At 64.4% G+C, this 26491-nt stretch carries 22 protein-coding genes; 10 read left to right on the top strand and 12 right to left on the bottom strand.

Annotated elements, in window-relative coordinates:
* Positions 1 to 122 precede the first annotated feature (122 nt).
* Positions 123 to 560: a hypothetical protein gene (locus FLM52_01400; GenBank protein ID NVN54467.1), complete on the bottom strand. Its 438-nt coding sequence runs from the start codon at positions 558 to 560 to the stop codon at positions 123 to 125.
* Entirely contained in the window at positions 560 to 1183 is a 624-nt protein-coding gene (locus FLM52_01395; GenBank protein NVN54466.1) for a hypothetical protein, read from the bottom strand. Before FLM52_01395 ends, FLM52_01400 begins: the two co-directional genes overlap by 1 nt.
* Positions 1184 to 1595: 412 nt before the next feature.
* Between FLM52_01395 and FLM52_01390 the strand changes: the two genes are divergently transcribed.
* The 3 genes from FLM52_01390 (at position 1596) to FLM52_01380 (ending at position 5769) form a co-directional block, all read left to right on the top strand.
* Positions 1596 to 3593: a BCCT family transporter gene (locus FLM52_01390; protein ID NVN54465.1), complete on the top strand. Its 1998-nt coding sequence runs from the start codon at positions 1596 to 1598 to the stop codon at positions 3591 to 3593.
* Between the two features lie 365 nt (positions 3594 to 3958).
* Entirely contained in the window at positions 3959 to 4438 is a 480-nt protein-coding gene (locus tag FLM52_01385) for a DNA starvation/stationary phase protection protein (GenBank protein ID NVN54464.1), read from the top strand.
* 275 nt (positions 4439 to 4713) lie between these two features.
* Positions 4714 to 5769 (top strand): DUF2183 domain-containing protein, encoded by a 1056-nt coding sequence (locus FLM52_01380; protein ID NVN54463.1) that lies wholly within the window; start codon positions 4714 to 4716, stop codon positions 5767 to 5769.
* Between the two features lie 145 nt (positions 5770 to 5914).
* On the opposite strand, the gene FLM52_01375 is transcribed toward FLM52_01380, so the two are convergent.
* The 5 genes from FLM52_01375 to rmuC all read right to left on the bottom strand — a co-directional run bounded on the left by FLM52_01375 (position 5915) and on the right by rmuC (position 10665).
* Entirely contained in the window at positions 5915 to 6388 is a 474-nt protein-coding gene (locus FLM52_01375; protein NVN54462.1) for a DoxX family protein, read from the bottom strand.
* Between the two features lie 93 nt (positions 6389 to 6481).
* Positions 6482 to 7405, bottom strand: coding sequence for a DUF2063 domain-containing protein (locus FLM52_01370; GenBank protein NVN54461.1), 924 nt, complete (start codon positions 7403 to 7405; stop codon positions 6482 to 6484).
* Complete coding sequence (locus tag FLM52_01365) at positions 7285 to 8145, bottom strand: DUF692 domain-containing protein (protein ID NVN54460.1); 861 nt, start codon at positions 8143 to 8145, stop codon at positions 7285 to 7287. Before FLM52_01365 ends, FLM52_01370 begins: the two co-directional genes overlap by 121 nt.
* A gap of 175 nt (positions 8146 to 8320) precedes the next feature.
* Positions 8321 to 8617 (bottom strand): DUF2282 domain-containing protein, encoded by a 297-nt coding sequence (locus tag FLM52_01360; GenBank protein NVN54459.1) that lies wholly within the window; start codon positions 8615 to 8617, stop codon positions 8321 to 8323.
* 170 nt (positions 8618 to 8787) lie between these two features.
* Positions 8788 to 10665: a DNA recombination protein RmuC gene (rmuC, locus tag FLM52_01355; protein ID NVN54458.1), complete on the bottom strand. Its 1878-nt coding sequence runs from the start codon at positions 10663 to 10665 to the stop codon at positions 8788 to 8790.
* 372 nt (positions 10666 to 11037) lie between these two features.
* Here rmuC and FLM52_01350 point away from each other — a divergent pair, with 372 nt between their 5' ends.
* Positions 11038 to 11625 (top strand): type 1 glutamine amidotransferase, encoded by a 588-nt coding sequence (locus tag FLM52_01350; protein NVN54457.1) that lies wholly within the window; start codon positions 11038 to 11040, stop codon positions 11623 to 11625.
* 405 nt (positions 11626 to 12030) lie between these two features.
* The gene (locus FLM52_01345) at positions 12031 to 12444 is read left to right on the top strand and encodes a hypothetical protein (GenBank protein ID NVN54456.1); all 414 of its coding nucleotides are present in this window, start codon (positions 12031 to 12033) and stop codon (positions 12442 to 12444) included.
* A gap of 133 nt (positions 12445 to 12577) precedes the next feature.
* Here FLM52_01345 and FLM52_01340 read toward each other — a convergent pair whose 3' ends face one another.
* Together FLM52_01340 and FLM52_01335 are read right to left on the bottom strand one after the other, a co-directional pair.
* Complete coding sequence (locus tag FLM52_01340; protein ID NVN54455.1) at positions 12578 to 14044, bottom strand: aminoacyl-histidine dipeptidase; 1467 nt, start codon at positions 14042 to 14044, stop codon at positions 12578 to 12580.
* A 355-nt stretch (positions 14045 to 14399) separates the two neighbouring features.
* Positions 14400 to 16910: a tRNA(Met) cytidine acetyltransferase gene (locus FLM52_01335; GenBank protein ID NVN54454.1), complete on the bottom strand. Its 2511-nt coding sequence runs from the start codon at positions 16908 to 16910 to the stop codon at positions 14400 to 14402.
* A 118-nt stretch (positions 16911 to 17028) separates the two neighbouring features.
* Between FLM52_01335 and FLM52_01330 the strand changes: the two genes are divergently transcribed.
* The 4 genes from FLM52_01330 to FLM52_01315 all read left to right on the top strand — a co-directional run bounded on the left by FLM52_01330 (position 17029) and on the right by FLM52_01315 (position 20673).
* Complete coding sequence (locus FLM52_01330; GenBank protein ID NVN54453.1) at positions 17029 to 17589, top strand: hypothetical protein; 561 nt, start codon at positions 17029 to 17031, stop codon at positions 17587 to 17589.
* Positions 17590 to 17766: 177 nt separating this feature from the next.
* A complete protein-coding gene (locus FLM52_01325; protein ID NVN54452.1) occupies positions 17767 to 18201 on the top strand; it encodes a cupredoxin domain-containing protein in 435 nt (144 codons plus the stop codon).
* 76 nt (positions 18202 to 18277) lie between these two features.
* Positions 18278 to 19138, top strand: coding sequence for an FTR1 family iron permease (locus FLM52_01320; protein ID NVN54451.1), 861 nt, complete (start codon positions 18278 to 18280; stop codon positions 19136 to 19138).
* A gap of 41 nt (positions 19139 to 19179) precedes the next feature.
* Positions 19180 to 20673 (top strand): 4Fe-4S binding protein, encoded by a 1494-nt coding sequence (locus FLM52_01315; protein NVN54450.1) that lies wholly within the window; start codon positions 19180 to 19182, stop codon positions 20671 to 20673.
* 195 nt (positions 20674 to 20868) lie between these two features.
* Here the strand turns inward: FLM52_01315 and FLM52_01310 are convergent, their stop codons facing one another.
* Together FLM52_01310 and FLM52_01305 are read right to left on the bottom strand one after the other, a co-directional pair.
* Positions 20869 to 22479: a DHA2 family efflux MFS transporter permease subunit gene (locus FLM52_01310; GenBank protein NVN54449.1), complete on the bottom strand. Its 1611-nt coding sequence runs from the start codon at positions 22477 to 22479 to the stop codon at positions 20869 to 20871.
* A 2-nt stretch (positions 22480 to 22481) separates the two neighbouring features.
* The gene (locus FLM52_01305) at positions 22482 to 23609 is read right to left on the bottom strand and encodes an HlyD family secretion protein (protein NVN54448.1); all 1128 of its coding nucleotides are present in this window, start codon (positions 23607 to 23609) and stop codon (positions 22482 to 22484) included.
* 244 nt (positions 23610 to 23853) lie between these two features.
* Between FLM52_01305 and FLM52_01300 the strand changes: the two genes are divergently transcribed.
* The gene (locus FLM52_01300) at positions 23854 to 24531 is read left to right on the top strand and encodes a TetR/AcrR family transcriptional regulator (GenBank protein NVN54447.1); all 678 of its coding nucleotides are present in this window, start codon (positions 23854 to 23856) and stop codon (positions 24529 to 24531) included.
* A gap of 270 nt (positions 24532 to 24801) precedes the next feature.
* On the opposite strand, the gene FLM52_01295 is transcribed toward FLM52_01300, so the two are convergent.
* Positions 24802 to 26436, bottom strand: a complete 1635-nt coding sequence (locus FLM52_01295; protein NVN54446.1) for a PAS domain S-box protein — start codon at positions 26434 to 26436, stop codon at positions 24802 to 24804.
* Positions 26437 to 26491: the final 55 nt, after the last annotated feature.

The following is a 26491-nucleotide window of genomic DNA, read 5'->3' as shown; positions in this document are numbered from 1 at the left end:
GAGCGCCGGCTCGCCCGGGCTCCGGCACTGCCCGCCGGCAAAGTGGTGGACAAGGCCAGAGAGGCGGCGCCGAGGGCCGCCTCGTGGGGTTACCATGCGTGGGGTTGCCATGCGCGGGGCGGTCACGGTGCGCCGATCACCGGCACGGTGCGCGCATCCAGGGCCACGGCGACCTCCACCAGCAGGTTGTCGAGGCGGCCCGGCGCGATATCGGCACCATTGCTGTCACCGCTCACGCTGAGACGAATCTGGCCGTTGACCTCGCTCACCCAGGCTTCCAGCGCCAGCGGCGGCCGGGCAGCGTAGCTGGCATCGAGGCGCTCGAGGTCCGGGTCGGCGCGCTCGATGATGAAGCCACGCTCCGCCAGCGTCGTCAGCAAAGTGACGAAGACCTGCCGGGAGCTCAGGGTGCCGCTGTTGGGGGCGATCACCGCGGTGCGCGAGTCAGGTGCATGGGTCGGCTGATTCATGCAGCCACCCAGCACCAGCAGGCCGGCGAGCAGCGTCGCAAGCCCCAGACGTTGCCACAGTGAGCGTGGAGATACCTTGCACATGACCATCAGCGAACCTCCCGTGGATCACGACCCGCCAGGGCGGCCTGCAGCTGACGCTCGATCTGGCGGCAGCTGTCGCTGTCATTGTGAGGGCGGGCATCGATGACGTAGCCGCCCTGATTGATGACCTGCTCATCGCGAATCACGCGCACGCGCTCGTCCGGCGCGACCAGCGAGATGCGCTCGAAGCTGATCGGGTCATCGCGAAAGGTGTCATTGCCGACGCCCACGCCGAAATCATTGCCTGCCGCGACGCCATAGCCCACCGAGAAGCCGATGCGCGAGCCGAAGGGCCCATCGATCGCGCCCAGCCCCGGCTGGTCCACCTTGCGCTCACCTGTCACCAAGCCCAGCGACTGCTCGCTCTCGCGAATCTTGTAGCCACGAGCCTCGACGACCTGCGCCGCGGCACGCAACCACTGATTGGCATCGCCCTCACGCGGGAAGATGCAGGCCTCTGGCAGGCCAGCGCTGTCATTCGCGGCCAGCGGGTCCTTGCCGGACAGGGCCGAGCAGCCGCTCAGCAGCATCAGCCCCACTGCGAGCAATGTCATGCGCGGCAGTCGCGAGCGCGCTGATGTGTCAGCCACGCTTGGGCGTGCGGGATAATCGGGAAGTCGATGGAGCATGCGAACGTCTCCGGTCAGCCACATGAGCGAACACATCATCATGATTTTCACACCATGAATCGCGCCACAGGCACTAGACTGACACATAGGTCTTGTAGGATTTCTGCACAATAATGGTATCGAGACACCTGAATACCCTGGATGCAGGAAGCCTCATCTTAGCGCCCAGCCATGCCAGCGCCTACCGTATCCAGCACCCGACAAGGCGCGATGAGGCCGCACCGCCATTGCCAACTTGCCCGAGACTCGCGAGTCGTCTGTCCTTTCAGGGCGGCTCACCCGGTGCGCGAATCGCCCATCAGCCTGTGCAACACCGGTTACATATGGAAACGATATCGCGCGGACAATTCACGACGCTACAGGTTCAATAAGTTACCATTATCGACGAACAGGCAATCAGGGAGTTAAATTTATGTCAGAAAATGCCGACCAGCCCACGGTCGCGAAGATCAATCCGCCAGTCTTCTTCGGCTCCGCCGGGGTGATTCTGGCCTTCGTGATCTTCACGGTGGCCATGCCGGAGACCGCCCAGACCATCTTCGGTCACGTCCAGTCCTGGATCATCGACACCGTCGGCTGGTTCTACCTGCTGGCCATGGGCGTGTTCGTGATCTTCACGCTGGGGCTCGCCTTCTCACGCTATGGCGACATCAAACTGGGGCCGGACCATTCCGAGCCTGATTTCAGCTACAGCTCCTGGTTCGCGATGCTGTTCTCGGCGGGCATGGGCATCGGCCTGATGTTCTATGGCGTCGCCGAGCCGGTCTTCCACTTCACTTCACCGCCCGTGGGCGACGCCGGCACCGTGGAAGCCGCTCGTGAGGCCATGAAGACCACCTTCTTCCACTGGGGCATCCATGCCTGGGGCGTCTACGCCGTGGTGGCGCTGGCGCTGGCCTACTTCAGCTTCCGCCACAACCTGCCGCTGCGCATCAGCTCGGCGCTGTATCCGCTGATCGGCAAGCGCATCCATGGCTCGATCGGTCATGCCGTCGATATCTTCGCCGTCTTCGGCACCATGTTCGGGGTCGCGACCTCGCTGGGTCTGGGCGTGCTGCAGGTCAGCTCCGGTCTGCATTATCTGTTCGACATCGACAACAGCCTGACGACCCAGATCATTCTGATCGCCATCATCACCGGCCTGGCGACCATCTCCGTGGTCATGGGTCTGGACGGCGGCATCCGTCGTCTCTCCGAACTGAACCTTGGCCTAGCGCTGGCGCTGATGCTGTTCGTGCTGTGCGTGGGCCCGACCATCTTCCTGCTGCAGACGCTGATCCAGAACATCGGTGGCTATCTCAGTGAAGTGGTCGACAAGACCTTCAACATGTTCGCCTATATCCCGGAAGAGGGTCCGTCCAAGTGGCTGGGTGGCTGGACCCTGTTCTACTGGGGCTGGTGGATCGCGTGGTCCCCGTTCGTGGGCATGTTCATCGCGCGTGTCTCGCGTGGCCGCACCATCCGCGAGTTCGTCTACGGCGTGTTGTTCGTGCCGATGGGCTTCACCTTCCTGTGGCTGACCTTCTTCGGCGACAGCGCCCTGCACATGCTGCTGACCGATACCGCAGGCAACCTGGCGGAAGCGGTCTCCGCCGATGCCTCAGTGGCGCTGTTCAAGTTCCTGGAGCTGTTCCCGTTCGGTAGCGTGACTTCCTTGCTGGCCACCCTGCTGGTGGTGACCTTCTTCGTCACCTCCTCGGACTCCGGCTCGCTGGTCATCGACATGCTGACCTCCAAGGAAGGTGACGAATCACCGGTCTGGCAGCGTGTGTTCTGGGCCTTCTCCGAAGGCTTCGTCGCAGTAGCTCTGCTGATGGCCGGTGGCCTGGGGGCTCTGCAGACCGCCTCACTGGCCTCTGCCCTGCCCTTCGCGATCATCCTGATGTTCGTCTGCTATGGCCTGCTCAAGGCGCTGCGTCTGGAGGGCGTCAAGCAGCGCTCCATGCAGCATCTGAGCAACACACCGGGCCACACCGCCGCCGGTGCACGTAGCTGGCAGAAGCGCGTCCAGACCCTGGTCGAGACGCCGCGCCAGAAGAATGTGGAACAGTTCGTCGTGGATGTGGTGACACCGGCGCTGGCGGATGTCGCCAAGGAATTCGAGGCCCAGGGCCTGGATACCCGCGTCAATGACGAGGAAGACCGCAGCTATCTGCAGGTCAGCCACGGCGAGGAAGTCGACTTCGTCTACGGTGTGCGGGTGCGTGAATACGCAGCACCGGCCTTCGCGCTGCGCAACGTCAAGCGCAAGGGCACCAGCGACGTGGAACGCCAATACCGCGCCGAAGTCTTCCTGCGTGAAGGTGGCCAGACCTATGACGTCATGGGTTACACCAAGGAGCAGGTGATCGGCGATGTGCTGGACCAGTACGAGAAGCACATGCACTTCCTGCACATGGCGCGCAACTGACGCCTGAGCGTTGCAGAGGTGATGACAGCTGATGACATGGCTGTCGCAAAGGCCCCGCCCCGTGCGGGGCCTTTGCGTATGAGGCCGAAATCAGAATGTCCTGGCCGACGGCATTGACTGCAATATCCGTGTGCGACCTTGAAAACCGCGTGCGCGCACCACATGTCTTTCCAAGCATTCATCTACGGCTTGAGGGTGGCGCGCCGGCGCGCGATAGGGGTGGCCGATGAGGGCGATACAGTGAATTCGTTACCCTGCATCCCGACCAGCCTCTACACTGGTGGCATACTGGCAGCACGGCTCGCCACCTGCATCTCCACTTTCCCCACAATGCCGCTCACTTCACATTTTTCAGGAGAGTCTTCATGTCCAACGATACCAATGCCATCGGCCTGCACACTGCCAGCGCCACTCAGCTGGCCGAGCACCTCAACATCCTGCTGGCCAACTACCAGACCTTCTACATGAATGCCCGTGGCTACCACTGGAACGTGAAGGGCAACCAGTTCTTCGAGCTGCACGTGAAGTTCGAGGAAACCTACACCGACCTGCTGACCAAGGTCGACGAGATCGCCGAGCGTATCCTGACCCTGGGTCACGAGCCGCTGCACGCCTACAGTGACTACGCACGTGTCGCCACCATCAAGGAAGACACCCATGTCAGCGACGGCACGGCTTGCATCAAGGGCCTGCTGACCGGTTACAAGTCCCTGATCGAACTGCAGCGCGAGATCATGTCCGTCGCGTCTGACGCCGATGATGAAGGCACCGCTTCACTGGTCGGCGACTACATCCGCGAGCAGGAAAAGACCGTGTGGATGCTGTCCGCCTACCTGGGCGAGTAAGTGCTCCAGTCGATGCAGCGCCAGGACATGACAGCGCGGATCTCTGATGCGGCTCCTGCCTGACGCTGTACTTGACTGACGCTGTACTTGACTGACACTGGGCCGCGAGGCATTCGCGCAGTGTGAACGCCGCCTTTCGACCCTGCTCACGCGGGACTCGGAAGGCGGCGTTGTCATGTGGCCATGAAGGCCCGCCAGATACCGACCAGGAGGGTTGCATGTCACTGCCGCTGACACATCTGCTACGCAAGCTGCTGCATGTGGCTGCCAAGCCCATGCGCCACGCCCAGGGCAAGGATGGCTACGTCATTCACGCCTACCGCGGCTATGGCTCGCACAGCGAAGCCTTTCTGATGGGGCGCATCTTCCGCCAGCCAGGCTCACGCAGCCAGCTGGCCCCCGGTGCCGGGCGCGACCTGATGGATGTCGGTCGCCGCATGCTGCGCTGGGGCAAGAGCGGCGTCGAAGTAGAGGTCGCGCTGGGGGACAACCGAACCACCGCCATCACCGACCGCGATGGCTACTTCAGTGTGCATCTGCCGCTCGATGCGCCACTGGAACACCAGGGCCAGTGGCATACTGCCCACATCACCGCGTGTCCGCCGAAGCAGCCTCCGGTGAAAGGCGAGGCGCAGGTCTATCTGCCGCCCATCAGCACACGCCTCGGGGTAATCAGCGATATCGACGACACCGTGATGTACACCGGTGTCGCCAACAAGCTCAAGATGCTTTACCGCCTGTTCATCGAGTCCGCCGAGCGGCGTACCGCCTTTCCCGGTGTGGCCGCGCTCTACCAGGCGCTCCATGAGGGTGATGACGGCCAGCAGCAGCGCCCGCTGCTCTATGTGTCGCGTGGTCCGTGGAGCATCTACGAGATGCTGGAAGTCTTCTTCCAGCACAATCGCATCCCGGTCGGCCCGATCCTGTTCCTGCGCGAGTGGGGGCTGACCCTGCAACGCCCGCTGCCCAGACGCTCCGAAGACCACAAGCAGGCGTTGATCGAGAAGATGCTCGGCCTGTATGACGAGATGCAGTTCCTCCTCATCGGCGACAGCGGCCAGCATGACCCGGAGGTCTACGCTGAGGTCGTGCGCCGCTATCCCGGTCGCATCTGCGCCATCTACATTCGCCAGATAGGCGATTCGGACTCGCGCAAGGCCGAGCTGGACCAACTCGGTGAGGAGCTGGCCGCTCTCGGCTGCGTGATGCTGCTGAGCACCGATAGCCTCGACATGGCGCACCATGCGCATGCCAACGGCTACATCGATGCCGCCAGCGTCGAGATGGTACGTGCCGAGATCGAGCACCAACTTGCCGACGAGCCGGCCTGAGCGCCTCGCTAGTCAGCGGATAGATAGCGGCACTATCGCGGTACTATCGCGGTTCTACAACGCAAGACGGAGACCTCAGGGTCTCCGTCTTGCGTTGTGCGCGACTGATATGAGCCTCACCGAACGACTCTGCCGAAGGACGGCCTCAGGCGATACGTGAGCGAATCAGCCGATCGAGCGACAGGCGTCCCGGGCCTTGCAGCACCAGCACCAGCAGGCTGGAGAGCCACAGCCCGTGGGTCACCCAGGCATGGGGATAGACGAACAGCTGGATGGTCAGCGTCATGAGGGCCAGCCCCAGCGCCGCGAAGCGCGTCCCCAGCCCCAGCCACAGCATCAGCGGGAAGAGGTGCTCGGCGATGGTCGCAAGCCAGGCGGCCAGTATCGGCGAGACCAGCGGCAAGGCGTATTCATGCTCGAACAGGAAGAAGGTGCTGTCCTTGATCGAGAAGCCGTCGACCTTGGTCTGCGCCGACATGAAGAACACGGCACCGACCACGATACGCATCAGGATCAGTACCGCATCCATGCGCAGGTTTTCCAGCCAGACGAACACTTTCAGGACCTGCCCCGCCACACCGGTGCGAACCGCAGGCGTCGTTGATGATTCAAGGCTCATGATGAGAACTCCTCAAGAGTGCGCCAGGGCGCGAAGGGTCGAGCGGAAAAGAACCGTGCAGGATGGAACAGAGCAGGAAGCTACCGAGCAGGATCAGGTCGGCGCACGAAAGGCACCACTTGCCAGTAGGGGGGCCAGCAGCGGCCCCAGCTCCTGCTCGGGGTGCGCGTCCGCGAGCCGCGCTGCCGAATCCGCCAGCGTCTGCCCCGCCAGCAGCAGTTCGAGCAGCAAGGCAGCGGCCTCACACAGCACCGTGACCTGTACCTCCAGCGCCGGGCGCGTGATCAACACCTGCTCCGGTCGTGCGATATCCAGCCCTTCAAGCGTCGCGCCGGCATGCTGATGGCGCTGCCAGATCTCGAGCACCGCATGTTCCAGGCGCAGCAGGCATGCCGCGGGGTGCGCCGAGAATCTGAGTTCCATCACTGCCTCAGGCGGTAATTCCGCCAGCTGTGTCGGCACCAGGGCCTCGGCGTCCGCCGCGTGATAGGCCACCAGGCGAGCGGCCTCGAAGCGTGCCAGGTCCACCGCATAGAACGGCAGATGAGCAGCTGACACCTGACGCGCCTCGACCAATGTGGTCAAGGTCGCGTGCAGGGTTTCGGCAAGCCCGGCGCCGTACTCCATCATTAGCGGTGAGCGTGGCAGATGCTGGCGGGAATGATCATGGGCCAGGGCCGCAAAGAAGCGCTCGCCCACCACCTGCCGGGTCACCGGATAGGCCTCTTCCAGCGCACTGATCAGGCTGGCCCAGACATTGTTGCGATAGACATCGAGGCGCTGCTGATGGCCTGCCTCGATACCCAGAAGCGCAGCATCGGGCTGGGTGAGAGCCTCGATGAAGGCGCGCTGCCAGTCGGGCTGGTGACCAGCGCTGGCATGCCGCTCGCGAGAGGTCATCGGTCGCCCTCCATGCCGGAGCGCGTCAGCTGCTGCGCCCGTGTGCTGTGCAGTAACGCCTGAGCGCGCGTGGTCTGCCCCAGCAAGACCTCCAGCGCCGGTACCTGGGTATCCCATTCAATCAGCGTCGAACGCGGCCCGATGCGATTGATGAAGTCGGCATATAGCTCCCAGACCTCATCACAGACCGGTGCACCATGATTGTCGATCAGCAGACCCTCACGCGTATCTTCGCCATGCCCCGCCAGATGGATCTCCCCGACGGCGCGGGCCGGAATGGACTCCAGCCAGGCCGCGGGATCGATACCGATGTTGTGCGCCGAGACGAAGACATTGTTGACGTCAATCAACAGACCGCAGCCACTGCGCTCGACCAGGCGAGTGAGGAAATGCGTCTCGGGAATCAGTTCCGATCCCAGCTCGCGCGCATCGAAACGCAGATAATGGGCGGGATTCTCGATCAATACCTGACGGCCCAGGGTGTCCTGCAACTGCATCAGGTTATCGCTGACCCGTGCCAGCATCGCGTCCGTCAGCGGTACCGGCAGCAGGTCGTTGTAGAAGTGGCCGCTATGGCCGGCCCAGGCCAGGTGTTCTGACACGCTGGTGGGCGGGTGACGCTCGCAGAGCGTTCTGAGGCGCGCCAGATGCGTGGCATCCAGCGGGCGCTCCGATGCCAGCGACAGGCCGACACCATGAATCGAGAGCGGATACTCCTGCAGCGCATCCAGCCGGGCATGAGGTGCCCCGCCGGCGCCCATGTAGTTCTCGGCATGAATCTCGAGAAACCCCAGCGCCGGACGCGACGACATCAGCTCACGCACATGCTGCGCCTTGAGGCTGATACCGACGGCCATCTCGTCGAGGGACGGATAGGCCGTACCGAAATCCGAACTGCCGGAGGAAGGGGGTGGCTGGTGCATGAAGACCTCTCGAGGCGGCGGACGTCCGGTGGCGGCGTGGCGCCAGGCCACCGGACGTCAAGTTCGGGGGATGCTCGGGAAAGCCCGAGCCAACCCCGACGCGTGATGCTTACTTGATCTCTTCCAGGCTGCCGGTGCCGTTGGGCGTCTCGATGGAGGTGCAGGTGCCTTCCGGCACCAGCTTCCAGGCATTGCCCTGATAATCGACGGTCGAGGTCCCGGCACACGAAGTGCCCGGGCCTGCGGCGCAGTCATTCTCACCGGCCAGCGACACGCCGTAGCACTTTTCCATGCCCGCCGCGTGGGCCGGGAGGGAAACGACAGCGGTAGACAGAGCGACAGCGGTTCCGAGCGCGGAAGCCAGGGCAAAAGCGGTCTTGGCGGACTTGTTTGTCTTGGTAGACATGGGCACATCTCCTGAGAAAATGCTCTTTAATGAGCCAAACGTTATTTATCTATCACTTTCGCCCCTGCGCTGCGGGCTCAATTCAACTTACGGGGGGCTTGAGAAGATGGATGCAGAAAAGATCGAAATTATTGCCGCGACTCGACAATATCGCGCTGACCGCACTCCCCTCACCGCATGTGGAGACGATACCCCGCGCTTGCGTTGACCTCGCCATGCAAAAACGCCAGCGGCCCCATGCAGGGGCCGCTGGCGTTGACTGTCATCTGCTGTCTGAGGGGCTGACATAACGGCTGTCTGCCGAGCTGTCGCCGATGAAGGCGATCAGCTATCGCCCTGCCACTTGCGCTCCATGAGCTCCCAGCGCGAGAGCGACGCAGGCGCCTGGCCTGCCTCGGCATCCAGTGCTTCGGCACCCGAGGCTTCGGCGCCCGGCGACCCGGCGACCCTGCGTCCGGCGCTCCGGCGTCCGGCGTTCCGGTGACACCCCGGCCTTCACTGGCTGCCGCTTCTTCGCTGGCAAGCGGCTCGGGCGCGGGCTGGCGATCTAGCGCCGGCGGCGCGGATGTCGATGGCTGATCCAGTGACTGCTCGGGTTGATGCAGGGTGTCACGCGACTGGCGCACCAGCGACTCCGGCAGCGGCTTCTTCATGCGCGCACCGAGTTCCAGCAGCTCCTCTGCACGGTTGATCAGGTTGCCGCGCCCGCTGGCCAGCCGCTTCATGGCGGTATCATGCGCCTCACGCGTGCGCCCCAGCTGTGTGCCGAGTTCCTCGAGGGATTCGGCGAGGCCACGGAACTTGTCGAGCAGTGCTCCGGCGCGCTCGCCGATCACACGCGCATTGTCGTTCTGGCGCTCCAGACTCCACAGACTCGCCACGGTGCGCAGGCTGGCCAGCAAGGTGGTCGGCGTCACCATCACCACCCCCTGGGTGAAGGCGTCCTGGAACAGGCTGTCATCGTGTTCGAAGGCCAACGCGAAGGCCGGCTCCATCGGCAGGAACAGGAACACGAAGTCCGGCGAGCCCAGCCCCTCGATGGCGGGATAGTTGCGCCGCGCAAGCCCGGTGACATGGCCGCGCACCGAGGTCAGATGCGCGCGCAGTGCGCGTGCTCGCGTCACGTCATCCTCGGCGTTGACGTACTCGGTATAGGCGGTCAAGGAGACCTTGGCATCGATGATGAGATGCTTGTTGTCCGGCAGGTAGACGATGGCATCCGGACGCTGGCGACCGCCCTCGCCGGTGAATGACACCTCGCGCTTGAACTCGATGCCATCACGCAGACCGGAGCGCTCCAGCACGGTCTCAAGAATCATCTCGCCCCAGTTGCCCTGCATCTTGCTGTCGCCCTTGAGCGCCCGCGACAGGTTGGCCGCTTCCTCGGTGATCTGGCGGTTGAGCCCCGCCAGCTGGTCGAGCTGACTCTTGAGGCTGGTGCGCTCGCGCACCTCCTCGCCATGCAGCTGCTCGAGGCGCTGACGGAAGTCGCCGACCTGCTCACGAAACGGCTTGAGCAACTGCTCGAGCTGGGCGCCACTGGCGGCGGTGAAGCGCTGCTGGCGCTCCTCGAACACCTTGCCCGCCAGCTGCTCGAACTCCTGACTCAGGCGCTCGCGCGACTCGTTGAGCAACGCCAACTGCTGCTCGTGATGGCTGGCCTCCTGACGCTGACGCGTCACCAGCGAGGCATGGGTCTCGCGCAGCTCGGCGTAGCGCTCGGTCAGTGTCTCGAGACGCTCCTCGCGCTCCAGCAGCTGCGCCTCCAGCACTTCCTGCTGGCGGGTCAGGCTGCGTGCCAGCGTCTGCTGCTCACTCAAGGCGCGTGACTGTTCATCCAGGCGCCCCTGCAGCGATTCGCGCAGCGTGGCGAGTTGCTCCGTCAGGGCATCGCGTGCCTGGCGCGCCTCCTCCAGCGACTGGCTCAGATAGCGTTGCTGCTGCTCCGCCTGCTGCCCATCCAGCGCGGCACGTTGCTCGACCAGGGCCGCCTGCTGCTCGGCCTGTTGCTGACGCTCACGCGACTCGTCCAGCGAGGCCTGCCACATCTGCTGCATCGATTGCTGCTCTTCCTCACTGCTTTCCTGCAGCACACGGAGCTGCTCGCGGGTTCGCCGCCAGCCCAGCCCAAGGATCAACGACAACATCAACAGCACGCCGACCAGCAACCACATCACGGCGGAAGATTCAGAAAGCAGCGACATCGGGCACTCCATGGCCTGTGAAAACGCAGCGGGGTCACCCCCCTTGAAAGTCAGTATCGCGCATCCATGTCTTGAGTGTCAGGGCACGAAAGGACGGGGATTGCCTGCCATCATCGAGCGGCGCTCACTGCGGTGAGTGGCGCACGCCGAGAGCAGAATTCTCCCCTTCTCTGCCCAGCATGCTCGCAAGAGCCGAAGCACGGAAAGGAGATTCGCATGACACAGCAGACCGATCAGCAGACACGTCAACGACTGCAAGGTAAGCGCGTGGCCATTCTCGCGACCCATGGCTTCGAGGAATCCGAGCTCGCGGTGCCGCGCGCCGCACTGCAGGAGGCGGGCGTCGAGGTAGACATCGTCTCGCCGGAGAAAGACGGCATTCGCGCCTGGGCCGAAACCGACTGGGGCGAGAAATATCAGGTCGACACCCTGCTCAGCGATGCCAGCGAACACGACTATCACGGCCTGGTGCTGCCGGGTGGCCTGTTCAATCCAGATACTCTGCGTCAGGACGAGAGCGCACTGAGCTTCGTGCGCAGCTTCTTCCAGGCCCACAAGCCGGTCGCCGCCATCTGTCACGCGCCGTGGATCCTGATCGATGCCGGTGTCGTCGAAGGCCGTCAGATGACCTCCTTCCCCTCCGTCGCACAGGACCTGAAAAACGCCGGTGCCGAGTGGCAGGACAGCGAAGTGGTGTGTGACAGCGCGCTGGTCACCAGCCGCAAGCCAGCAGATCTCGATGCGTTCAACGCCAAGCTGCTCGAGGAACTGGCCGAAGGCAAGCACCAGCATCAGCACGCCTGAGGTCGCAAGCCAGAGATCTGCAAGATAGAGATCCGCAAGCTAGAGAGCCGCATGCTCTTAGGCTTGAACAGACAGACGCCCCTGCCACTTCGGCAGGGGCGTTTTCGTTGTCTCAAGGACGCAATCCGGTGCCTTGGTGGCAGAAGTGAAGTGTCCTCGCAGCACTGGCTGAACCACTCACCTCCGAGGTTCGTTGGCCACTCTGTAGCCATTCATCTCAGAACCCTATTGCGAGCAACCACTTACGCTACAGGCAACGCAATCTGGACAACTCAGCACCACGACTACACACCGAGCGACGCACGGAGACATTAGCGAACGCCTTTCGTAAAAGACGCTGCGACACGATATTCTGACGACAAGGATCCTCTTGGGTGACTGACCGACCATACGGGAGACCGCCCCATGCATATCTCGACCTTGACCACAGCCCTTGCCTCTCTGCTGCCCTCCCTGCTGCTGGGACTGACGCTGATGCTCGCCACGCCGACGCTGGTCGCCGCGGATGATCGCCATCGCGCACAGGGCCAGCACGGCGAGCGCCACAGCACGCCGCAGAGTCGCCACGAGGCGATCAAGCGCCGCCACCTCAGGATGTTCAACGAGCCGCGCGTGGAGCGCCATCACTCGCGCCAGCATTCCCATCATGACATCCGCCGCCATGTCCCCAAGCGCCGCTACTATCAGCATGGGCGTCTTGAACACGACCGCTACCGCCCGTACTACTACCGGAACCATGACTCCGGTCGGCATGCTATCCGCCGCTACCATAACGGCGTGAGCATCGGCATTCCGGCGATCCGCATCAATATCAACTGAAGCCGCGCACTCTCATCAGGCCAGGCCAGCGCCTGATGTCCAGACATGACGACGCCCAGAGATGACGACGCCCCCGCAGGCTGACCTGCGGGGGCGTCGTTCGTCTACGTGACGCGTCTTGCCTGAGAGTTGATCAAGCGGCCCTGGCAGGCTCGGCAAGTTCCGTGATCAGTCCCTTGAGCACCTGCCAGAATTCACCGACCGACTCGACCTCGACACGCTCGCTGGGCGAGTGAGCGCCGCGGATCAGCGGCCCGAAGGAGATCATCTCGAGCTGGGGATACTTGGCCCCGAGGATGCCGCACTCGAGCCCGGCATGGATGACCTTGATCTCCGGCGCGCGGCCAGTGACGCTCTCGTGCAGGCTGCAGAAGCGCGCCAGCAGCTGCGCATCCGGCGCCGGCTGCCAGCCCGGATAGGCATTCTCGGCCACGGTGGTCGCGCCGATCAGCGCAAAAAGCCCACGAATGCGTTGCTCCATCATGGTCACGGCATCATCGCGCAGCGAGCGCACCAGCGCACAGAGATGGAAGCGCCCCTCGCGCAGCTGCACCACGCCGAGGTTGTTGGAGGTTTCCACCACGCCTTCCACCGCCGCGCTCATGCGCTCGACCCCGTAGGGCGCGGCATCCAGCGCCGCGACCAGCCGCTGGGTGTCCTCGACGGACAGAGCATTCTCGGCGTTGCCACGGGTCACGCTGAGCGCGACATCCGGGTCCGTCTCGCGCAGCTCGTCGCGAATCTGGGCCTCGAAGTCCGCGAGGCGCTGGCGCGCGGCGGCGACGCGCTCGTCATAGATCACCACGCCGACCGTGGCCTCACGCGGCAAGGCGTTGCGCAGCGTACCGCCAGACCAGCTGACCAGACGCGGCTTGAACTCGGCCAGCGCGACCAGCGCGCGTGACATCAGGCGATTGGCATTGCCGCGCCCACGATGGATATCGAGCCCGGAATGGCCGCCGACCAGGCCACCGATGGTCAGCTCCAGCTCCGCTTCGGAATCCTTGAGAGACGAGGTGGCAAACTCGTGATCAACATTGATGTCCGCGCCACCGGCACAGCCGATATAGACCTGGCCGCGGTCCTCCGAATCCAGGTTGAGCAGGTAGCGCCCTTCCAGCCAGTTCTCGGCCAGATTCAGCGCGCCGCCCATCGAGGTTTCCTCCTCAAGGGTGAACAGCGCTTCCAGCGGACCGTGCATGAGGCTGTCATCTTCGAGAACGGCCAGCGCCGCCGCGACGCCGAGACCGTTGTCGGCCCCCAGAGTGGTGCCGCGCGCCTTGAGCCAGCCGTCTTCCAGATAGGTATCGAGGGAATCACGAGTGAAGTCGTGATCACTGTCGCTGGCCGCCTGGGCGACCATGTCGAGATGGCCCTGCAGCACGATGCCCGCTGCGCTCTCGTGACCGGGCGTGGCGGGCTTGCGCAGACGCAGGTTGCCGAAAGCATCGCGATCATGGGCGAGACCATGCGCTTCGGCCCAGTCGATCAGATAGGCCACCAGCGCGGCTTCATGCCCGGACGGGCGCGGGATATTGCACAGAGTGCGGAAATGACGCCAGAGGATGGCGGGGTCCAACGTATCGATATGCTCATTCATGGCGAAGATTCCTGTTCTTGTCATCAATGAGCATACGGAACAGCGGACGGGCGTGGCTAGGGGTTGTCGACACCTGTCGATCAGTGACTTCGAATATGCAAGGATGACAATCACGATCCTGCTGACAGCTGCATGCCATTCCCCACCTTCATCGGAGCCTCTATGCCTCGTCGACTACTGCTGCTGACCGCCATCTCCGCCACTGCCGGCCTGCTGATGCTGAGTGGCTGCTCGCCGATTCCTGACATGCCCGGCCCGATCGGCATTCCGGGCCTCTGAGCCACGCCCGGCCGTTTTGCTCTTGTCAGACAGGCTTACCGATGCTCATGTCAGATGAGCTTGTCAGACGGCCCTGTCATTCGCGCTTTTCGATCAGGCGCCCGGCGGCCGCTCGGCACCAGCGATCCCGCGCCTTGCGGCCCACGATGCCCAGCCCCTGGGCCCAGCTGATGAAGGCAGGTGCATCCTGTCCGCCCAGCGCCAGCACCAGGCCGTGACGTGACGCCTCATCGAGTCGTGAAGGCTCACAGGCCTCGAGCGCTGTCTCGAGCCACGGCCGCACCAGCGCCAGCCCCCCGCCACCACGCCGATACCAGTCCAGTCGCTGCGCGCATGCGGCTGGCGTCAGCGTGGCCAGGTCATTCTCACTTCCTCGCTGCCACAGTCTGTCGGCCAAGGCGGGCGGCAAGCCGTGCAGCTCATGCTTCAGCAGGCTGGGCAGCAGGCGCTGGAAGTCCTGCTGCAGCGCGCCCAGCAAGGCATCCTGCGCCAACTGCCCGCGCGGTGCAGATTTTCCACTCCCGCTTTCGCCGATGGCCTTGCCCATCATCACCGCGTGCTCGCCACTGGCGGCATCGCGCTTGAGGCCCATGCGCAGCGGCACGAAACCCTGCGCCTGCCAGAAGGCGACCAGATCGGCCTCGGCCCCGAAGCTGGTGCCGAGTCGCGTGACACCTGCCGCCAGTGCCTGCTGTTCCAGCGCCTGGAGCAGGCGCGCGCCCTGACCACGCCGCCACAGCGCGGGATGCACCGCGATACGCAGCACCCGCCACCAGCGGGCTTCGGCGGCGCCCTGATGGCCTGCATGCGCCGCCAGCGACTGTGCCAGCAGGTGCCCACGCGGACGCCGCTTGCCGCACCAGATGTCATGCGCCAAGGGCGTCGGGAAGCCGCCCTCCTCGACGGCGGCCACCACCCCCAGCCAGGCATCACGCCCAGTCGTGTCATCGCGCTGACGAATCGCCATCAGCGTGAGCCCCGGCGTGTCGAGCAGCTGGCGCAGGTCCGCCGGTGTCGTGCGGTAATGCGCCTGCACCAGCAGGCCGAACAGCTGCCGCAGCGCCGCCTCATCACGTGCCAATGCATCACGCTCCAGTACGACAATGTCGCAGCCCTCCAGCCACTGCTGAGCATTCTTCGCGCACGGCTCAGGCAGCTCAGGCAGCTCAGGCGGCTGCGCCGAGAGCAGCAGCAGGTCATCGGTCAATGCTTCCAGCGGGTCGCCGGGCGCCCAGCGCACGGGCGTCGTCATCTCCAGCGCCTGCCAGCCGGAGCACTGACGCTCGAGATGATGGCGAAACCGCAGCTGGAAGCCGCGCCCGGTGCCTTCATAGCCATGCACGGTGGTGGCGAAGGCGATGCGCGGAAAATGCGCCAGATAGCCTTTCAGCAGTGGCGTGGGGATGGCGGCGGCTTCATCGACGAACAGCCGCGGCAGCAGCTCATCGTGACAGGCAAGGCGAGCCGCCTCGATGGCATCCGGCGCCAGAAAGCGCAGCACACCGCCGGAAGCCGTGTCGTCCTCCGCCTGTCCAGCCGGCAAGCGAAAGACATTGCCCTCGCGCTGCCCCCGGGGCAGCAGGGCCGCCAGGCGTTCGAAGATCGCGCTGACCGCCGCAGGGCGCGGCGCCGTCAGCCAGACATCCTGTCCCGCTGCCAGACAGCGCGCCGCTGCGATGCCCAGCGCGCCACTCTTGCCACGCCCGCGATCGGCACTGATCACCACGGGTCGCGCAGGCGCCAATGCCTCCAGCGCAGCCACGCTGGCGGCCTGGCCCTGCGTCAGGCAGTCGCTGTCGGCGATGGAATCTGATCGCGCTGCCTGATTGCCGTTATCCAGCGATGGCGCAGGCAGGTGTCCGCCCTGTGGCCAGTGCAGCACACTGGCGTGCGTTGAGAGGCGGCGTGCCAATCTCGCCAGATAGCGCGCCGTCAGCTGCTCCCGCGCGAAGGGCCAGTGGGCCAGACGCGCATGATCGCCATCCGGCACTGGCGCAGGGTCTGCCGCGGCCCAGGCAGCAGGCGTCATCAGTACCAGCAGGCCACCCGCCTTCAGGGTGCCGGTAACGGCACCGAAGGCATCGGGGTTGAAGCCCGTCGCCGGCTGCGCCGCATCGAAGATGACCAGTGACTGCTCACCGCCCAGCTGGGTGGCAGCCTTGGCCATCGCCAGCGCACGCACCGGCGGTGCGCCCGCTGTCGACAAGGCTTCACCTGTGCCCAGCCACAACGGGGCAGTCTCACGCACTGGCCATAGCTCGCAGATTGCCTGCGCGGCGCCGGAGGGGTCATCGCCACTGATCCACAGGCAGGCACGCTGGCGCCGCGCGAGCAGATGTTGATGCAGCGCTCGGCACCACGCCTCGAGGGCGGGCAGTTCAATGCAAGCAGGAGAATCTGAAGGAGGAATCGTCATGTCGCGCAGCATGCCGCATGGCAGCGCGCCAGACCAGATGGGCAGACCAGATGGTGCGAGAAACTCGCGAGGCAGCCGTGTGGCAATCGTGAGGCTGTTGCAAGAAAGCCGCGATCTGCCCGGCGCTGCCGCCCGGTCTGTCTCGCCCCTGTTACTTGAGAACAAGCTCATATTTACACAACGTCCCGTTGCAAGATGAGCAACGCAAGCGGCGCAGGGATGAGAATAGTTATATTTAGGCTTATCGGGATAATGAAGCTCCACTTCCCATCATTGCGAGTCCCCCCCGATGCCACAGCGTCACTCCCTTACCACTGCTCTGCCCCGCGCGCTCAAGCCTTGCCTGCTCGCCCTGAGCCTGGCGGCAACGTTCGTGGCGGGTCAGGCCTCGGCACTGGAATACCCGATCGGCACGCCGGTCAAGGAAGGCGGCATGGAAATCGCTGCCGTCTACCTGCAGCCGGTGGTGATGGCCCCGGCCGGCAAGCTGCCGGCCAATCAGGCCGATATCCACCTGGAAGCCGATATCCACGCGCTGATGGAAAACGACAATGGCTTCGCGCCGGGCGACTGGATTCCCTACCTCGGCATTCACTACACCCTGACCAGGCAGGGTGGCGAGGCGCCGATCGAAGGCGAGCTGGTGCCGATGATCGCCAATGACGGCACCCACTACGGCAAGAACGTCAAGCTGGATGGCCCGGGCAAGTACCACCTGACCTTCGAGATCCAGCATCCGGACATGCCGCGTCATATCGACAAGGAAACCGGCGTCGCCGAGTGGCCGCAGACCATCACCACCGACTATGACTTCGTCTATGCCGGCGTCGGCAAGAAAGGCGGCTACTGAGCGCCGCTCTGCCCTTTCTGCATGCCCCTGAATGTCTGCATTCCGTGAGGCGGCCTTTGCCGCTTGCGCCTTCGATGGCCGCCTGTGCTGACCTGCACTCGCGGCCATTGGTCGCTCTACCACCAGCGCCTTGTGCTGGTGTCAGTGTGCGCTTTTCCTCATCGTCCGGAGTGTCCCATGCGCCTGACCGCTTTCTTGCCCTCTCGCCTGCCCTCTCACTTGCCATCTCGCCTGCCCCGTCGAGCAAGCGCCCAGCTGCCCGCGCTCGCCCTGTTGCTAGTAGCTGTCCTGCTGCTCGTGGCCCTGCTGGTCGCAGCCCTGTTGCCTCGGCCGGCGGCCGCCAGCGACATGCCGTCCTACGACCTGACCCTCGACAACGGCAAGCTCATCCCTGAGGTCCTTGAGGTCAAGGCGGGCGAGAAATTCGTCATCCAGCTGCACAACGCGGGCAATACGCCGGCCGAATTCGAGAGCAACTCACTGCGCAAGGAGAAGGTGCTGGCACCGGGCGTGAAGTCGTTCGTCGTCATCCATCCGCTGCGCGCGGGCAGCTATGACTTCTTCGATGATTTCCACCTGCCGGACGCGCGTGGCAAGGTCGTCGCCGAATAAGCTCGGCCACCCTGTGCCAATGACGCCTTTTTCGTCATCGATGGCGCGCACCGAACGTCAGTAGAAGAGAGTCCGCATGTTTGATCAGATCCTGTTTATCGTCTGGCGTGAAAGCGTCGAAGCCATTCTCGTCATCGGCATCATGCACGCCTGGCTGGTGCAGTCCGGCACCCGTGCGGGCCTGCGCTACCTGTGGGGCGGGGTCGTCGCCGGTCTGGTGCTAGCCGGCCTGATGGGAGCGGCGCTGATGGGTGCCGACACCTGGTTGACCGGCACCGCGCAGGAGGTCTTCCAGGCCGTACTGGTATTGACCGCCTGCCTGTTGATCACCCAGATGGTGCTGTGGATGCGCACCAAGGGGCGCACGCTCAAGGCAGAACTCGAGAGCGGCCTGGCCAGCGCCGTCTCCTCCGGCAGCTACTGGGGCGTGGCGACGCTGGTCGCCATCGCCGTGGCACGTGAAGGCGCGGAAACCGTCGTCTTCCTCTACGGCATGGGCGCCGCCAGCCTGCAGTCCGGCAGCATCGCCAGCTTCGCGCTCGCCGCAGGCCTTGGCTTCGCCCTCGCGGTGGCGACCTTCATGGCGCTGCAGCTCGGTTCACGCCTGTTCTCGTGGAAGCTGTTCTTCCGCGTGACCGAAGTCCTGCTGTTGCTGCTGGCGGCGTCACTGCTGATGTCGGGCCTCGAGCAATTGATCGGCCTCGGCTATCTGCCGGCAGGCCTCGACCCGCTGTGGGATTCCAGCTGGCTGCTCGATGATGGCAGCGGCCTCGGCGGACTGCTGGCGACCTTCGCCGGCTATCGCGCCTGGCCTGCCACGACGATGGTGGTCGGCTATCTCGGCTACTGGGTCATCGTCATAGGCCTCATGAAGCGTCAGCGCAAGAGGGAGCGCGTCGACCAGCGCCGCCAGCTCACTGCCCGCGCGCGCAGCTGAGTCCTGTTCACGCGATCTGCCAGTCAGGAGAAACGATAGTCATGGCCAATTGCGGCTCCAGCCCCCACGGCGACATCAGCAACCTCATCGCCAGTGATGGCGGCTCCTCGCCGGGCCGTCAGGCCACGCGCATCGCGCGCTTCGGACAGGCGATGCAGCAGCGACGTGGTCTGATCCAGCTGGTGCAATGGCTGGTGGTCGGCATCTATGCCTTTCTGCTGGTGGTGCCGGCCCTGTTGCCACTGCCGGATTACCAGGCGCATATCCTCACCAACCTGACGGTGTTCGCCGAGTTCGTGTTCTGGGGGCTGTGGTGGCCCTTCGTGCTGATCAGCATGGTGCTGATGGGCCGCGTGTGGTGCGGTGTCTTCTGCCCCGAAGGCACCCTGACCGAAGCCGCCAGCCGCATCGGCCTCGGTCGCCCGATTCCCGGCTGGATGCGCTGGGGCGGCTGGCCCTTCGTGGCCTTCCTCGGCACCACGCTGTATGGCCAGCTGGCCAGCGTCTATCAGTACCCGCTGGGCGCACTGGTGGTGCTGGGCGGCTCGACGGTGGCCGCGATCACCGTCGGGCTGATCTACGGCAAGGGCACCCGCGTCTGGTGTCGGCAGCTGTGTCCGGTGAATGGCGTCTTCAATCTGCTGGCGCGCCTCTCGCCGACCCACTTCCGCACCGACCAGGCGCGCTGGAACGCTCACAATCAGGCTGTCCGTCAGGGCAACGCCGTGCGCATGTACGCCCCTGACTGCGCGCCGCTGATTCCGCTCAAGCAGCTCGACAGTGCCGGTGACTGCCATGTCTGCGGACGCTGCAGCGGCTACAAGGACGCGATGCAGCTGGAGTGGCGTGCGCCGGGGGTAGAGCTGGTCGAGCCGCCGCAGCCGGTGCGCTTCACCCACTACTCGGTGCTGGTGTTCGGCCTGCTCGGCATCGCCATCGGTGCCTTCAGCTGGAGCGCCAGCCCGTGGTTCGTCGCCCTCAAGCAGCAACTGGCGGTCTGGCTGATCGAGCACGATCTGATGTGGCCGCTGACCACCACCCTGCCCACCTGGATTCTGACCAACTACCCCGAGCACAACGATGTCTTCAACCTGCTCGATGGCAGCCTGATCACGCTGTGGATCGTGGTTGGTGGCGGACTGCTGGGCGCGCTCACCAGCCTGCCGCTGCTGCTGGGCAACTGGCTGATGGGTGGCAAGGCGACGCTGTCACGCCTGTGGCATCTCTCGCTGAGCCTGATTCCGCTGGGCGGGCTGGGCGTGTTTCTCGGCCTCTCCGCCACCACCATGACGCTGCTGCGCGGCGACGGCATCAACCTCAGCTGGGCCAATGATCTGCGCGCCACCCTGCTGGCACTGGCCTGCCTGTGGGGCCTGCGGCTGGCCTGGCGCATTACCGGTGAGCAGCGCAATGGTGAACAGCGCAACGGCGGCCTGCTCGCAGGCAACGCTGCACGGCTGATCGGCACCGCGAGTGTCGCGCTGGCCTGCCTGCCCGCGCTGGGCATCTGGTATCTGATGTTCTGGGGCTGGTGACGCCCTGCTGGCTGAATGCTGGCTGACTGACAGAGGCTCATGGCCTGACACACCAAGGCTTGAAAGACCAAGGCTTGAAAGACCAAGGCTTGAAAGACCAAGACCCGCCGATTGGCGGGTCTTTGACCCGCCGATTGGCGGGTCTTGGTCTTTCAGCGACTTGCGGCGTTTTCTCAAACTACGATCAAGGCGCCATCAGTGCGCTGGGCTCTGTTCGCCACTTTCGCTGGCATCCGCCTTGCTGGCAGGGTTTTCCGGACGACGGAACAGGAAGGCCGCCACGCTGCCGACTACATAGACCGCGCCCAGCCACAGGAAGATATTGTCGAAGGCCAGCACCTCGGCCTGGAGGCTGATGCGCTGGGCGATCATCTGCACACCGGCCTGCCACGGATCAGCCAGCCCCGTGAAGGTCGACTGATAGCTTGCCAGCTGGTCGATCACCACCTGGCGGCTCTGGTCGATGGCCCCGATCATCTGGTTCCAGTGATAGTCCTCACGCAGCTCGCGGAGGGTATCGATCAGCGCCAGCCCCACCGCGCCGCCCAGGTTGCGCATCACGTTGAACAGGCCACTGCCGTTGCCTATCTCGTGGGGCGCCAGACGCCCCATCGCCAGCCGGGAGACCGACAGCAGCACCATGATCTGGCCCGCGCCGCGGATCACCTGCGGCCAGAAGAAGTCATCGAAGCCCGAGTCCGAAGTCAGGTGCACGTTCATGCCGGTGCCGAGGCCGGTCAGCACCAGGCCGATGCACAGCATCAGGCGCAAGTCGATGCGGTCGGAAAGCTTGCCCGCCACCGGCGCCATCAGGAACATCACCACGCCGCTGACGAACATCACCTGCCCGATCTGCACGCTGGAGAAGCCGGAAATCGAGCCGAGAAACAGCGGCACCATATAGACCAGCCCATAGAGCACCACGCCGATCCAGAAGCCGATGATCGCGCCCAGCGCGAAGTTGCGGTCCCTGAACACCCGCAGGTCGACGATGGGATTGCGGGTCGTCAGCACGCGCCAGAAGAAGCCGACCGCCGCCACCGCGCACACCACACTCCAGAACAGGATCAGTGAACTGGCGAACCAGTCATCGCCGGGCCCCTCCTCGAGCACGAATTCGAGGCTGCCGAGAAAGACCGCCATCAGCGCCAGCCCCAGCGTATCCAGACGGCTGAGCAGGCTGCGATCACCGCTGTCGATTTCCAGATTGCGCCACACCAGCGCCGCCACGATGACGCCCGGCACCAGATTGACCAGAAACAGCCAATGCCAGCTCATGTATTCGGTGATGTAGCCGCCGACGGACGGCCCGATGGAGGGCGCCATGGTCGCCACCAGGCCGATCACCGCCTGGATGCTGCCCATCATGCGGCGCGGGAAGATCGAGAAACTGGCCGCCTGGGTCAGTGGAATCATCGCCCCGCCCATGAAGCCCTGGACCGCGCGCAGCACGATCAGGGCTTCCAGCGAGGTCGAGAGCGCACAGCCCAGACTCGCCAGCGTGAAACCCAGCGCCGAGACGGTCAGCACCAGCCGCGTCGAGAAGATGCGGGCCAGCATGCCGGAGAGCGGAATCATCACGATCTCGGCGATCAGATAGCTGGTCTGCACCCAGGAGATCTGATCCTGACTGGCGGCCAGGCCCGCCTGCAGCTCGTTGAGCGAGCTGGACACGATCTGGATATCCAGAATCGCCATGAACATGCCGAACACCGCGGCCACGAAGCCGATCTGCTGGCGGCGCGTCGGCATGTCACTAACGGTGCCCACCGGGGGCTGGGCCGAGGACTGGGTCGTCTCGGTCATGCTTACTGCGCTCCGCGATCAGCGCTGGCGACCTGCGCGGCATCGGGCGCGATGACGTCCCTGGAGAGGCTATCGACGGCATAGTTGCCGGTGTCCGGCAGTTCACGCGTATCGACACTGGGGATGACCGACAGGCCAGCACGCAGACGCGGCAGCGCATCCACAGGGCCGGTCAGGCGAATGCGCACCGGTACGCGCTGGACGATCTTGTTGAAGTTGCCGGTGGCGTTGTCGGTCGGCAGCAGACTGAACTCGGTGCCGGTCGCCGGCGCCAGGCTATCCACCACGCCCTCAAACTCGATATCCGGGTAGGCATCCACCTCGAGACTGACCGGCTGACCGACGCGCATGCGCTCGGTCTGGGTTTCCTTGTAGTTGGCCACCACATAGGCGCTCTTCACCGGCACCAGCTGCATCAGGGTCAGCGAGGCGCTGGCCATGGTGCCCACCTCGACACTGCGATTGCCGACCACGCCATCCTGCGGCGCGTAGATCGAGGTCTTCTCCAGCTGGTGGCGCGCGTAGGCGAGATCCGCCGCCGCCGACACCACCTTGGCACGCGCCGACTCCAGCTGCGCCTTGTAGACCTCCAGCTGCTGACGCGCGGACGCCAGTGCAGCGTTCTGCTGCGCCACCTTGGCCTCGGCGGTGCGCAGGGTGACCTGATCATCCTCATAGGTCTGACGCGAGGCGTAGCTGCGGCTCTCCAAGCTTCTTGAGCGCTTGAGATGCAACGCAGCCTGATCGCGTTCGGCCTTGGCCGAGGCCAGCGCAGCCTTGGCCTCGTCGATCTTCGCGCCCTGCAGGTCCAGCTGACGCTCGGCCTGGACTTCCCCGGTGCGGGCGTTGTCCAGCGCGGCACTGGCCTGGTCCAGATTGGCCCTGGCATCTTCGTCATCCAGCTGCACCAGCAGCTGCCCCTTCTTCACCGGCTGGTTGTCATGCACCAGCATGCGCGTCACCCGCGCGGTGATCTCGGAGCGCACCGCGACGCTGTCGGTGCGCACATAGGCGTTGTCGGTCTCCTGCATGAAGCGCCTGACCTGCCACCATTCGACCCCCATCACTCCGCCAGCGATCACGCCCGCCACCACGATGAGTGCCACGACACCCTTGCCAGCCTTGTTCATTCGGTGACTCTCTCTTGCTGCCTGTCGGGGACAGGCGTGTAATCTGTCCGACGCTGCGGATGAGGCCGCCACGGCGCTTGCGAGCGCCCAGGCCACGGCAGTCATCTTGCATCGCCACAAAGTGTAATAAATACTACACTTACTTGAGGCAGCCCCGACAGTTTCGACAGACAGCGTCTCTCGTTCGCAATATCGCAACCTTGCCTGTTTCAGGCGGTTTCCGGATCACAGACAGGACACTCACATGACTGATTCGCCCTCATCAGAGACCGGCCCTGACTCGGGAAGCACCACGACTCGCGCCTCACCGCGCGGGGAAGCACGCCGCAAACGCCAGCTGGAAGTCGCGCGCGAACATTTCCTCGAACACGGCTTCGCCGCGACCAGCATCAATGAGATCGCCCGGCAGGCCGGCGGATCACTGGCAACGCTGTATCGTAATTTCGGCAACAAGGACGGCCTGTTTCTGGCCGTGATGCAGCAGGAGGCGCAGACGGTGTGGTCGGTGATGGACCACGAAGCCAACGAGACACGCAGTGTCGAGGAAGCACTGGAAGACTTCGGCATGGCGATGCTGGCGCTGGCCCTCGCGCCCGAGCTGATCCGCCTGTTCCGTGGCCTCGCCTTCGAGAGCGGCCGCAATCCGCAGCTCGGCAAGCTGTTCCTCGACAACGGCCCCAAGCTGACCCGACAACGCCTGGCAGGCTACCTGTCGCGTCAGGTCGCCCAGGGCCACCTGCCGCCCACCGGCCTCGGCCAGGAACCGCTGGCCGCCGCCAACCTGCTCACCGGCATGCTGCTCAACCCGCTACATGTCGACGCCCTGCTCGGCTGCCCACCCGACACCGCAAGCCCCGAACAACTCCGCCCACATGTCAGACGCTGCGTGCGCGTCTTTCTGGCAGGTTTCGGTGCCAGTTAGAAAGCTGGCCGGTTTCGGGACCAGTTGAAGAGCTTGCTGGCTTCGGAGCCAGTCAGCAGGCTGGCCGGGTTCGGAGCCAGTTGAAGAGCTTGCTGGCTTCGGAGCAAGTTGAAGAGCTGGCAGGTTTCGGTGCCAGTCAGCAGGCTGGCCGGTTTCGGGGCCTGAGGGACAAGCCGTGAAAGAAAACGGCGACACGCTCTTCGAGGGAGTATTGAAGAGGCGTAAAGAGAGGGGCGAGGATGAGCAAAGGCCCGGGCAGCACTGCCGGCTTCAGGGCGTGTGGGTGAACTTCTGCATCTTCTTGACCAGCGTCGACTGGTTGATCCCCAGTGATGCCGCCGCAGCGCGAGTGGTGCGGTGCTTCTCCAGGGCCTGCTCGATCAAGCGCCGCTCCAGAGCTTCGGTATGTTCCTTCAGCGTGCGCTCCGGTGTGCCATCCCCCGAGGCGGTCATCACGTCGGGTATCATCGAATCCTCCCACCCTGAACTGGCATGCGCCGCAAGATACTCTGCCGGCAGGACATCGGATGTGATCACTTCGCTGATGGTGGTCACCACGAGGCGCTCCACCAGATTGATCAACTCACGGATATTACCGGGCCATGCATGGCCGCCCAGTAGCTCGAGCACTTCAGGATCAAGGCGCCGGACCAGAGCATGACGCTGACAGAAATGGCGGAGATAATGCTGCAGCAGCGGAATCACTTCGCTGCGCCGCTCACGCAATGGTGGCAGCGTGATGGGCACGACACTCAGGCGATAGTAGAGGTCTTCCCGGAAGCGCCCCTCCTTCACCCGAGCAGCCAGATCATGATGCGAGGCAGTCAGCAGACGGACGTTGGTGCGCCGAAGCTCTGTCCCGCCGACAGGCATGAAACGCTGCTCCTCGACGACCTTCAACAACTTGGCCTGCAATGACAGCGGCAGATCACCGATCTCATCCAGGAAGAGCGTGCCACCATTGGCGACGTCCAGAAGACCCTGCTTGCCACGTGCGTTTGCCCCGGTGAAGGCGCCGGGCGCATAGCCGAACAGCTCGGCTTCCAGCAGCCCTTCCGGTAATGCAGCACAGTTGAGCTCAAGGAATACCCCCTCCGCACGCGTGCTGTGCTCGTGAAGATAGCGGGCCAGCAGTGTCTTGCCCGTGCCCGTCTCGCCCTGGATCAGCACCTTCACATCAGTGGCAGCCACGCGTTCCGCCAACGCGAAACAGTCGGCAGTGGCGTCACTGGTCACCAGTTCCAGCGACTGTTCATCCGTCCCGGAGCTGACGCTGTAGGTGTCATGCAGGGAGTGCAGTTGACGCAGCTGCTCCTGCGCATGCTTGGCGCGCAGCAGCTCGGTGATATCGCGCACGCTGGTGACCACGTGGCTCAGGGAGCCGTCGTGGGCCAGCATCGGCAGGCCGCTGACCAGGATCTTGCGGCCATCGCGCAGGCTCTGCACGAGGGTGACGGGCTTGCCGTCACGGATGACCTCCAATGACACCGACTTGGAGATATACCCCCGGCGCACCAGCTCCTGCATGTGATGCCCCAGCACGTCACTGCGCTTGAGCCCGGTAATACGCTCATAGGCCTGATTGATGGCGACGGTCACGCCTCGCCCATCGGTGATGTAGACACCGTCATGCAGGGCATCCAGCAGACGCTGGGTCGGCACCTGAGCCAGCAGATCAGACGCCGGATCGGCGCCAACTTCCGTGGCATTCCTCCCGGTGGCGCTGCCCCGCTGCCTGGAGAGCGCGAGGCGTTCCTTGAGTTCCGCGGTGGACTCCACCTCCTGACGCGTCAAGACACCGATCACCTCACCACGTGTGTCGATGACCTTGACGGCCTCCAATGATTGGCGCTCCAGCAACGCCAACGCTGCTTCCAGCCTGAGATCCTGCTCCACGTTCTGCATTGACGACTCCCCCGGCAGAACCCCCCGCGCGCTCAGGCAGCGGGGGGACATGGGG

The organism is bacterium Scap17, assembly GCA_013376735.1.
Classification (GTDB): domain Bacteria; phylum Pseudomonadota; class Gammaproteobacteria; order Pseudomonadales; family Halomonadaceae; genus Cobetia.
The sequence above is the reverse complement of the archived record's forward strand: the minus strand, read 5'-3'. Positions and strand labels throughout refer to the sequence as shown.